This window comes from Aquitalea magnusonii (assembly GCF_003202035.1).
GTDB lineage: Bacteria > Pseudomonadota > Gammaproteobacteria > Burkholderiales > Chromobacteriaceae > Aquitalea > Aquitalea magnusonii.
Genome location: NZ_QJKC01000007.1, coordinates 212,786 through 222,024, shown reverse-complemented (window position 1 = coordinate 222,024; position 9,239 = coordinate 212,786). Strand labels below are relative to the sequence as shown.

The following is a 9,239-nucleotide window of genomic DNA, read 5'->3' as shown; positions in this document are numbered from 1 at the left end:
AATCGTGCTGGGAGCCCGGTGCAATGCCTTTGCAATGGCCCTGGCACTCTCTCCCTGCTGTTTCATTGCCATGATGAACCCGCGTTCTTCGGCACCGAGGTGCTCATAAGTTCTTTGCATGCAACAACTTAACCTTTAATTGGTTGGTGTTGCACTTAGCTCTTGAAACCGCCCAGTCTTCCGGCAGGCCTTCCTTCAGCGTGGATACATAGCTGGCGGTACGCGGGTTTTGCGGCTGCAAAAACAACTGGCGGCTGCTGCCTTGATCCACGATGCGGCCATCTTCCAGAAACACCACGGTGTCGGCCAGCGTGGCTGCCAGTCGCAGGTCGTGGGTGGCAATCAGCATGGTCATCTTGTTGGCGGCCAGTTGGCGCAGCACAGCCACCACTTCGCTGGCCAGCTCCGGGTCCAGTGCCGAGGTGGGTTCGTCACACAGCAGCAGGCCGGGGGACTGGGCCAGTGCGCGGGCGATGGCCACCCGTTGCTGCTGGCCGCCGGACAGGGTGCCGGGCCAGGCATCGGCCTTGTGCGCCATGCCTACTTGTTGCAGCAGCTCGCGGGCGCGGGCTTCGGCCTGGGCGCGCGGCCATTTCTTTACCACCAGCAGGCCTTCCATCACGTTTTCCAGCGCGGTGCGGTGCGGAAACAGCTGGAAGTTCTGGAACACCATGCCGGTTTGCAGGCGCAGGCGATGAATGTCCTGACGGCCCGGCTGGGCATGGCCATGGCCAAACTGCAGGCTGGCATCGCCCAGGGTAATCTGCCCGGCGCTGGGGGTCTCCAGCAGGTTGATGCAGCGCAGCAGGGTGCTCTTGCCGCTGCCGGACGGGCCGATCAGTGCCGTCACCTGGCCAGGTGCCACTTGCAGCGACACGTCCTTCAGCACGTGCTGGCTGCCAAAATGCTTGTCGATATTGTGCAGTTGAATCATTTCGTCTCCTGGGCCTGGTGCAGGTGCTGGCCAAAGCGGGCTTCCAGCTTTTGCTGGCCGGCGGACAGCACGGAGCTGAACGCAAGGTAGATCAGCGCGGTTTCGGTATACAGGATCAGCGGTTCATAGGTGACCGAGGCAATGCGCTGTGCGGCCTGGAAAATTTCCGGCACGGTCAGCACTGCTGCCAGCGAGGTGTCCTTGATCAGCGAGATAAAGGTATTGGCCAGGGGCGGCACGGCCACGCGGCTGGCCTGCGGCAGGATGGTGCGGCGCATGGCCTGGGCCCAGGTCAGGCCGATGGAATAGGCGGCTTCCCACTGGCCGCGCGGTACCGCCAGCAGTGCGGCGCGGATGACTTCCGAGGTGTAGGCACCCACATTCAGCGAAAAGCCGATGACGGCGGCGGGCAAGGGGTCGAACACGATGCCGGCCTTGGGCAGGCCGTAAAAAATCAGGAACAGCTGCACCAGCAAGGGCGTGCCGCGGATCAGCCACACATAAAAGCGGAAGCCGTCCGCCAGTGGCCTGGGGCCATACAGCCGCACCAGCGCGGTGACAAAGCCCAGCGACAGGCCACAGGCAAAAGACAGCAGGGTAAGCGGTACGGTGAACACCAGCCCTGCATACAGCAGCGGCGGCAGCGATTCCACCATCAGTTTCAACCATTCAGGCATGTGCTGACTCCATTATTGTTATCGTGTTGTGCAAAAAAACTTGCCCCGCAGGACGGGGCAAGCTGGCAAGTCCGGGGCGGAATGCGCTTAGTGCGACACGTCTTCGCCAAAATACTTGAAGGAAATCTTCTGATAGCTGCCGTCAGCCTTGATGTCAGCCAAGGCCTTGTTGATGGCGGCCTGCAGCTGCGGGTTGCCCTTGCGGAAAATGATGCCGGAGAAGTCGGCGTCCTTTTCGGTGGCGGCAATGCGCAGTTTGGAATTGGGCTGGTGCTTCTTGTAATCCAGGAAGGACAGGCTGTCGTTGATGGTGGCATCCACGCGGCCGGAAGCCAGCAGCTCCAGCGAATCGTTAAAGCCTTGTACCGGGACGACTTCTGCACCGAAGGATTGCGCCAGCTTGCCGAAGTTGCTGGTCAGGGTATTGGCGGACTTCTTGCCCTTGAGGTCGGCAAAGCTCTTGATGGGGCTGTTGCCATTCACGATCAACGCGGCCTTTGAGGCGATGTAGGCGTTGGAGAAGTCGTACTTGGCCTTGCGCGCTTCGGTAATCGACACTTCGTTGGCCACGGCGTCGTAACGGTTGGCATCCAGGCCGGCAATCAGGCCGTCCCATTTGCCTTCGATGAATTCGGCTTTCACGCCCAGCTTGGCGGCCACGGCCTGGGCAATTTCCACATCAAAACCCACCAGCTTGCCGCTGGCATCGTGATAGGTAAACGGGGCGTAAGTGCCTTCGGTGCCCACGCGGATGACACCGGCGGATTTGATTTTGGCCAGGTCTTCGGCGGCGGCGAGGCCCGGCAGAACGGTGGCGAGCAGGGCGGCAATGGCAAATCGTTTCACAATGTACTCCTGGCTGTTGTTTTGTTTGTCATCCCGCCATCCGGCGGTCTGGAAGGACTATAACAAGCCAGGCTTATTTCCAATAAACAAGAATTTACTCATTCATTATCAGAAAATTGAATAATGATTTACGCCATTCCTAACCTCTCCGCATCGTCTTTCTGGTGATGAACTCGGCCCAGCCTGCAAGTCAGGGTATGCTATGCCATATGACTGAAATGGCGGGCTGCAGGAAATTGGCGCGCCGGAAAACATTTTTCACTTTTTCATATTGAGTGCATAAGGTATGGGCATGGTGTGGTCGGCTTGGCAGGATGGCCCAGTTAGTAATAGGGGAGTATTCAACAAGAAGTTGCAGCGGGCCTGGCACAGGGTTTTCCTGGCGCTGTTGCTGATTGTCGCCGCGATGACGGTACAGGCGGAAACCCTCGCGGAAACCCAGCCCGGTAATGCCCGGCCGCTGGCGTGGCAGATTGACCCGGTCAGTACTGGCCGCCAGAGCGAGGCTGGCGAGGTAAAACTGAACCTGGCCATTCACCTGCCAGCCGACGGGAAAATCAGGCATATCGTGCTTTACCCTTCGCCCAATGGTCAGCCTGCGATAAAAAGTACGGCAGGCGGGCCGCACATAGACCTGAACGGGCCATGGATACGGACCAGCGCAGTTCTTGAGCAAAAAGGCATTGCCGTGGCCTTTGCCGACCCGCCGGACGACGCTGCAGGCCATATGCCTGAGAACCGTCCACCCTTGTCACTGCGTCGCGATTTGCAGGCCGTGCTGGATTATCTGACGACCAGATATCCGGGCGTCCCGGTCAGCCTTGGCTTGTTTGCCGGCGAAGCCGTGCCGGTGCTGGATGTGGTATCCCGCCTTGAAGGTGTGCATGGCGTCATCGTGGCCAGTGGCGGTTTTCTCAAGGCCAGAACCAAAGACTGGCATGGCATAAAAACCCCGGTCTTGCTGATTCATGCACCTGGCGCGCAGTGCGATGCCGCCCCATATCCGGAGGCCGAATATCTGGCACGTCTCAATGGCTTTGCACTGGTACAGGCGCGCTATCCGCACCGCGAATGGAAGCCGGGCTGCGGCAAAGACAGCCAGCATGTGCTTGCTGCACTGGATGAAGAATTTGCCGCCCTGGTGGCCCGCTGGCTGGATGGCGCGGCGGTGGCTGCGTTCATAGGCCATGGCGACATGCTGCCAGCCTGGCACGAGGAAATTGTCCACTATGCCGTCCCCGCAGTACTGGGACATGTCGAGCTGGAAATGACGCTGTTGTTTCCGGATGGGACGGGGCCGTTTCCGTTGCTGGTGTTCAACCATGGCGACATGGAACTGGATAGCCCGCATGTACGGGACAAGCAGCGCTTTCGCGACATGATCGTGGCGCGCGAGTTTCTCTATCACGGCATTGCCGTGGCCTTTCCCTCACGCCAGGGCGTGGGGCTTTCCGAAGGGGGATTGCAGAATCATTTCTCCATCAACGATGCCGCGCCACTTTACAAGGCCAAGGCCCAGTCGGCAGATATCGTCCCGGCCATCGATTATCTGAAAACAAGAAAAGAAATCGACCCGGGGCGGATCATCCTGTCCGGGCAGTCTGCCGGTGGGTATTGTGCGATGTATCTGGCTGGCATCAATCTGCCGGGGGTGATTGGCGTGGTCAATTTTTCTGGTGGGCGTACCACGAACAAGACAGCCAGCGGCGGGCCGGAATATCGCAACCAGATGATGATTGATGGCTTTGCCGAGGTGGGAAAAACAGCACAAGTGCCGGCCTTGCTGGTTTTTACTGAAAACGATAGCCGCTATTCCGCCAATACCATCCAATCCTCACAGGATGCTTTTGTCAGTGCGGGGGGCAAATCCACGTTGCTGCTGTTGCCGCCCATTGCCGGCGACGGGCACTTTGTCTTTCACCAGCCACAGCTATGGCGCGCGGCCTTGAGCAAGTATCTGGGCGACATCGGAATCCGGCCGCTGTCGCAGCAGGAGCGGGGAGTACAGGCAGATCCTTGAGGAATCTGCCCGTACCCATGGCTGCCGTGCTCAGCCAGCCGCTGGTGCTTGCTCAGGACTGCGGCAGTGTGGTGGCCGCTTGCCATTCATTGCCATACAGCTCCGGTTCGGCATATTGCTGCAGTCGGGCATAGTGCTGATCGATGTCTTCTTCCAGCAAGCTGGCAATCAGGCCGGAAGCCAGGCGCTGTGCGCCGTCGCTGACTTGCGTGATATCACCGGCGCTAGCCCCTTGCGACAGGGCTGCCGTGTAGTTGAAGCAATGAATCCGCTCCAGTCCCGGCAGGCTGCCGGGCTGTTTTTCCAGAAACTGGTATGGCGAGCCAAGATAAGGCGAGCCTGCCAGCTCACGATCGGGCGCGCCGGGCAGGCTGGGGTAGTGGTCCTGCCACAGCCGCACATGGCCGGCGACGCGGGCATATTCCGGCCGCTGTGCCCAGTCGGTGCAAAAGCCGGTGCAGAAGATGACGAAGTTGGTATTCACTTCGCCCAGATTGCTACTGAGCACCACCTTGTCATCCACCAGTCGGGCGGTTTCCACCTGAATGCCAAAGTGAAAGCTGGCATTGGGGTGCTGGGACATTCGTAGTACTCCAGTGTTTCTTGAATAGGGAAGGCCAGAAGGCTGGCTGAATTGCTGCACTCTGAACCGGGGATGCCCGACTATGTCACTTCGCGGCCGTTTTGGTACTGATCTTCACTTTTATTGTCATCGCTGATTTGCAGGATTTTTGGCACTGTGTGCGCTTTGATTGCCACGGGCTGCTTAACTCACAGCGATCTGACGCGTCCTTGCCGCCACCTTTCCCAGTGATGGAGGAGGGTGTTTCCATCCAGTTTCAGGTTGCCTTGCTGCGATCTGAAAATAAAAACCCCCTGCTTGATGGCAGGGTGCGGTGACGGCAGGCTTTGGCCAAAACCACCATTGGCGCAGGACGGATTGATGGACTGGTTCCTCCTGTCCAGCCGTCACCCGCTGATGGCGACCAATGCCGGGACGATCCAGTTGCCAGTGCCAGGCCAGGCTGGATTTCCGCTAAGCCCCCCTGGCTGGCCGCCAGTCTGGCTAGTTGCAACTGGCCAAGCGCAGCGGGCTGTGCTGCCCGGTTAGTTGCAGAGTCAATGTAACCGGTCCACCCACCGCCTCCAGTAGCAGGATTTCACCACGGGCCTTGCCCGGCTGCCAGCTGGTACCGCGCCCCAGAATAACATCCTGGCCACAGTAGCTGATCCAGATGCGCCCCTGCTGTACCTGCAAGGACTGCGGCAGTTGACCGCTCAGACGTATCAGTTCGCCACGCTGCAATATCAGTGTGCTCATCTTGCTGCTCCCTTGCTGTTGATGAACAACAGCTTAGAGGGTGAAGCACGGTCCCCGGTAGCCACACAGTTGCCGATATATCGCCATGACAGTTGCTGTTTTGCGGCAACTGTACTGCCTGTTTTTGTGCGTAACTGTCCGTGGTGAGCTGCCGGCAATCCCTTATCATGGCTGCATGGATACCCAGCCCCTCTACCTGCAACTGGCGGATGATATTGCCGCTCAAATCAGCGCCCGCGTGCTGCGTGCCGGCGAACGTCTGCCTTCCCTGCGTGAGATGAAACTGCGGCGCGGACTCAGCCTGAGCACGGTGCAGCAGGCTTTCCGCCGGCTGGAGGACCTGGGGCTGGTGGAAGCCAGGCCGCAGTCCGGCTACTTTGTCCGCTATCGCAGCGAGCCCGGACATGCGCTGCGACTGGCCGCCCCTACCGAAGTGGCGGTCGATCCGCTGCTGTGGAGCTATGTGGAGGACCAGTCGGAGCAACGCACCGAGCGGATGCAGGGCTTTCGCAGTGCCGTTGCGCCGCATGCCCTGTTGCCTGTTGCCCAGTTGCAGCGCTACACGCTGGATTGCATGCGCCGGCACCCGGATTTGCTGTCCGATTATGGCCGGCCCAGCGGCTATCTGGATTTCAAGCGCCAGATTGCCCGGCTGGCCATGGAGTGGGGTGGCCAGCTGCACCCGGAGCAGCTGATTGTGACCCAGGGCACCATCGAGGCGCTCAATCTGGCTCTGCGTGCCCTGACCCAGCCGGGTGATGTCGTGGCGGTGGAGTCGCCGGCCTATTTTTCTCTGCTGTACACGCTCAAGGCGCTGGGCCTGCGCGTGGTGGAAATTCCTACCGACCCGGTCAGCGGTATTTCGGTGGAGGCACTGGAGCTGGCCACGCGTGATGCTGCCATCAAGGCGGTGATTCTGGTTCCCAATTTTTCCAATCCACTCGGCGCGCTGATGCCGGACGCTGCCAAGGAAAAGGTGGCCGACATGCTGGCGGCGCGCGGTATCCCGCTGATCGAGGATGATGTCTACGGCGAGTTCTACTATGGCCGGCAGCGGCCACGCCCCATCAAGGCCTTCGATCGCAGCGGCAATGTGCTGTACTGCGCCTCGCTCACCAAGGATGTGGCACCCGGCCTGCGCATAGGCTGGATAGATCCTGGTCGCTATCGCAGCCAGGTGGAGGTGCAGAAATACCTGAGCACCCATTCCACGCCCACCCTCAATCAGGCGGTGCTGGCGCGTTTTCTTGCAAGCGGTGCCTATCCGCGTCACATGCGGCGCTTGCGCCGTGCCATCGCCAGCCAGATGCAAGGTTTGTTGCAGGGCTTGGCGCAACATTTTCCGGCAGACGTGCAATACACGCCGCCGCAGGGTGGTTTTGCCCTGTGGCTGGTGTTCCCGCAGGGCTTCGACAGCCTGGCCCTGCATCAGCAAGCGCGGCAGGAGGGCATAGGGCTGGCACCCGGCCCGCTGTTTTCGCCACGTGGCGACTACCGCCACTGTCTGCGGCTGTCGTGTGCCGAGCCCTGGACCGAGGCCCAGCAGGCCAGGCTGGTACGACTGGGCGAGCTGGTACGCCGGCAATATGCCGACTAAAGCTGGCAGGCAGCCGACCCGCCATGGCTGCCAATGCCGCAGACCGCGGGGGCCAATCAGCGCATCTGCCTGAATTGGCTGCTGCGGAGGATGACGCAGCCGGTTTTTTGTAATGACTCCCCTGATTGGCTGGATGGGCTGGCTGGCCAGATTAAGCAAGCGGGTCTGCAATGTGCGCTAAACAAACCGGTCGCCCAAATCAGCACGGATTTGATGTGTATCGTAAATGATGACCAGCTTTTCAATCAGGCCTTGCGCATTGAAGTCAAAGACATCGATGCAATCGAAACAGACCTTGCTGCCATCACGCAATACCCAGTCGTAGCGGAAGTAGGCATTGGCGGAGTGCTTGCCTTGCGTGCTGTGGAAAATATCCAGCAAGGTAATGCGGCTGTTGCCGGATGCGTCGGCCAGTTTCGCGTAAAACGGCCTTGGACTGACCCAGCCCAGCAAGGGCGAGTAGATGCGGGCATCGCTGGCAAACAAGGCGACAACACCGTCTACATTGCCCTCTTCCAGTTGTTGCAAGTACTCTTGCAGTTTGCCGGCAAACTGCTTCGCTTCTGCGTCAGACATCGGTTTCACCTGTTTCTCATTGGAAGCCAGACCTTAGCAAGGATGATCGTGAGCGGCATATCGACTAATTCTGAAGAGGGGGATGCAGAGCATGCATACCCCCTGGCCACCTTGACGCGGCCCTTGCCGTCCATGATGGGATTGCAAGCCTTTGTCGCGGTGGCGAAGCTGGGCAGCCTCACCCGTGCCGCCCGGCAACTGTGTCGTACCCAGGGGGCGGTCAGTCGACAGATTCAACAGCTGGAACAGTTTTATCAGCAGCCGCTATTCCAGCGCACACCCAGTGGCATGAGCATGACCCCGTATGGCGAACGCCTGTATGTGGTGGCGAACAAGGCACTGGGGAGCTTGAGCGGTTTCTCCTGCCATTCGCCGCAGCAGCCGGACCGGTTCCGGCTGCGTTTGCCTTCCACCTTTGCCTTGCGCTGGTTCCTGCCCCGCCTTGCGGCCATCCAGCGCTGCCTGCCGGCTATCCAGCTGGAAATCAGCACCACGGTGATCGATAAGCCAGAGTTTGGCACCGGTGATTTTGATGCCATGATTGTGCGGGGACATGGGCAATGGCCAGGCTTGAGGTCGGAGCTGCTGTTTGCCGAGCAGCTCACCCCGATGTGCAGTGCCGAGCTGTCGATGGATCTGCCGCAGCCCGCTGAGCTGGCGCAGCAGCGGCTGATCCACGCCAATGGTAGCCAGCAAGAATGGCAAGCCTGGTGGCAAGCCTATGCGACAGGCCCCATGCCGGGGCAGCAGCTGTATTTCGACTCTCTGGACGCTGCGGTGAATGCCGCCGCACAGGGTTATGGTATTGCCTTGGCTGACCCGCGATTATTTCAGGATCAGCTGGGGCAGGGCGCCTTGGTCATGCCATTTCCCCAGTGGTGTAGCGGGGAGTATGGCTATTATCTGGTGCACCCTGCGTCAGCTGCCGACCTTTCGCCGCTACGCTTGCTGGCCGCAACCCTGCACTCGCTGCTTTGCAATACCGGTTCGACTACCGGATAGCGGCGGATACCTCTCCGGTGACCATGATGGGCATGCTGGCAACGCCTGCAATATCCCGGGCGAATTCCAGAAAGTACGCTTCCCCCGCCAGGGTGCGGCCATCACGCGTCTGGCCGTGCATGGCCGGTGCTTCATCGCTACCCCCGGACAGCTCGATCAGATCCACGCCCAGCGGATTCACCCACTGCACCACCTGCCGGGCATCATCCGCACTAAAGCCACCGCGCATGGATTGCAGGCTGAATGCCGCTAGAGTCACCCCGCCA

The 9,239-nt window shown here is 60.0% G+C and carries 12 protein-coding genes; 3 read left to right on the top strand and 9 right to left on the bottom strand.

Features of this window, described 5'->3' with window-relative positions; genetic code table 11:
* The 5 genes from DFR38_RS21870 to DFR38_RS21225 form a co-directional block, all read right to left on the bottom strand.
* On the bottom strand, positions 1–66 hold a 66-nt coding region (locus DFR38_RS21870), incomplete at its 3' end, for a helix-turn-helix domain-containing protein (RefSeq protein WP_425320051.1).
* Positions 67–103: 37 nt separating this feature from the next.
* On the bottom strand, positions 104–934 hold the full coding sequence (locus DFR38_RS09675) for an amino acid ABC transporter ATP-binding protein (protein WP_082694040.1): 831 nt from the start codon (positions 932–934) through the stop codon (positions 104–106).
* A complete protein-coding gene (locus tag DFR38_RS09670; RefSeq protein WP_110313329.1) occupies positions 931–1,611 on the bottom strand; it encodes an amino acid ABC transporter permease in 681 nt (226 codons plus the stop codon). The genes DFR38_RS09675 and DFR38_RS09670 overlap by 4 nt, the downstream gene beginning before the upstream one ends.
* Before the next feature lie 87 nt (positions 1,612–1,698).
* Positions 1,699–2,457 (bottom strand): amino acid ABC transporter substrate-binding protein, encoded by a 759-nt coding sequence (locus tag DFR38_RS09665; RefSeq protein WP_239688579.1) that lies wholly within the window; start codon positions 2,455–2,457, stop codon positions 1,699–1,701.
* 190 nt (positions 2,458–2,647) lie between these two features.
* On the bottom strand, positions 2,648–3,184 hold the full coding sequence (locus DFR38_RS21225) for a hypothetical protein (protein WP_158527721.1): 537 nt from the start codon (positions 3,182–3,184) through the stop codon (positions 2,648–2,650).
* On the opposite strand from DFR38_RS21225, the gene DFR38_RS09660 reads away from it, so the two are divergent.
* Positions 3,185–4,477, top strand: a complete 1,293-nt coding sequence (locus tag DFR38_RS09660; protein ID WP_158527720.1) for a dienelactone hydrolase family protein — start codon at positions 3,185–3,187, stop codon at positions 4,475–4,477.
* Positions 4,478–4,529: 52 nt separating this feature from the next.
* Here DFR38_RS09660 and DFR38_RS09655 read toward each other — a convergent pair whose 3' ends face one another.
* Both DFR38_RS09655 and DFR38_RS09650 read right to left on the bottom strand, forming a co-directional pair.
* Positions 4,530–5,060, bottom strand: a complete 531-nt coding sequence (locus tag DFR38_RS09655; RefSeq protein ID WP_059285392.1) for a hypothetical protein — start codon at positions 5,058–5,060, stop codon at positions 4,530–4,532.
* 483 nt (positions 5,061–5,543) lie between these two features.
* Complete coding sequence (locus DFR38_RS09650; RefSeq protein WP_059285391.1) at positions 5,544–5,798, bottom strand: hypothetical protein; 255 nt, start codon at positions 5,796–5,798, stop codon at positions 5,544–5,546.
* A gap of 175 nt (positions 5,799–5,973) precedes the next feature.
* Here DFR38_RS09650 and DFR38_RS09645 point away from each other — a divergent pair, with 175 nt between their 5' ends.
* Positions 5,974–7,395, top strand: a complete 1,422-nt coding sequence (locus DFR38_RS09645; RefSeq protein ID WP_059285390.1) for an aminotransferase-like domain-containing protein — start codon at positions 5,974–5,976, stop codon at positions 7,393–7,395.
* Positions 7,396–7,572: 177 nt separating this feature from the next.
* Here the strand turns inward: DFR38_RS09645 and DFR38_RS09640 are convergent, their stop codons facing one another.
* The gene (locus DFR38_RS09640) at positions 7,573–7,971 is read right to left on the bottom strand and encodes a nuclear transport factor 2 family protein (protein ID WP_059285389.1); all 399 of its coding nucleotides are present in this window, start codon (positions 7,969–7,971) and stop codon (positions 7,573–7,575) included.
* Positions 7,972–8,103: 132 nt separating this feature from the next.
* Here DFR38_RS09640 and DFR38_RS09635 point away from each other — a divergent pair, with 132 nt between their 5' ends.
* The gene (locus tag DFR38_RS09635) at positions 8,104–8,973 is read left to right on the top strand and encodes a LysR substrate-binding domain-containing protein (RefSeq protein WP_059285388.1); all 870 of its coding nucleotides are present in this window, start codon (positions 8,104–8,106) and stop codon (positions 8,971–8,973) included.
* Here the strand turns inward: DFR38_RS09635 and DFR38_RS09630 are convergent.
* Positions 8,963–9,232 (bottom strand): beta/alpha barrel domain-containing protein, encoded by a 270-nt coding sequence (locus DFR38_RS09630; RefSeq protein WP_204377435.1) that lies wholly within the window; start codon positions 9,230–9,232, stop codon positions 8,963–8,965. The two genes, DFR38_RS09635 and DFR38_RS09630, sit on opposite strands and share 11 nt — an antisense overlap.
* Positions 9,233–9,239 lie beyond the last annotated feature (7 nt).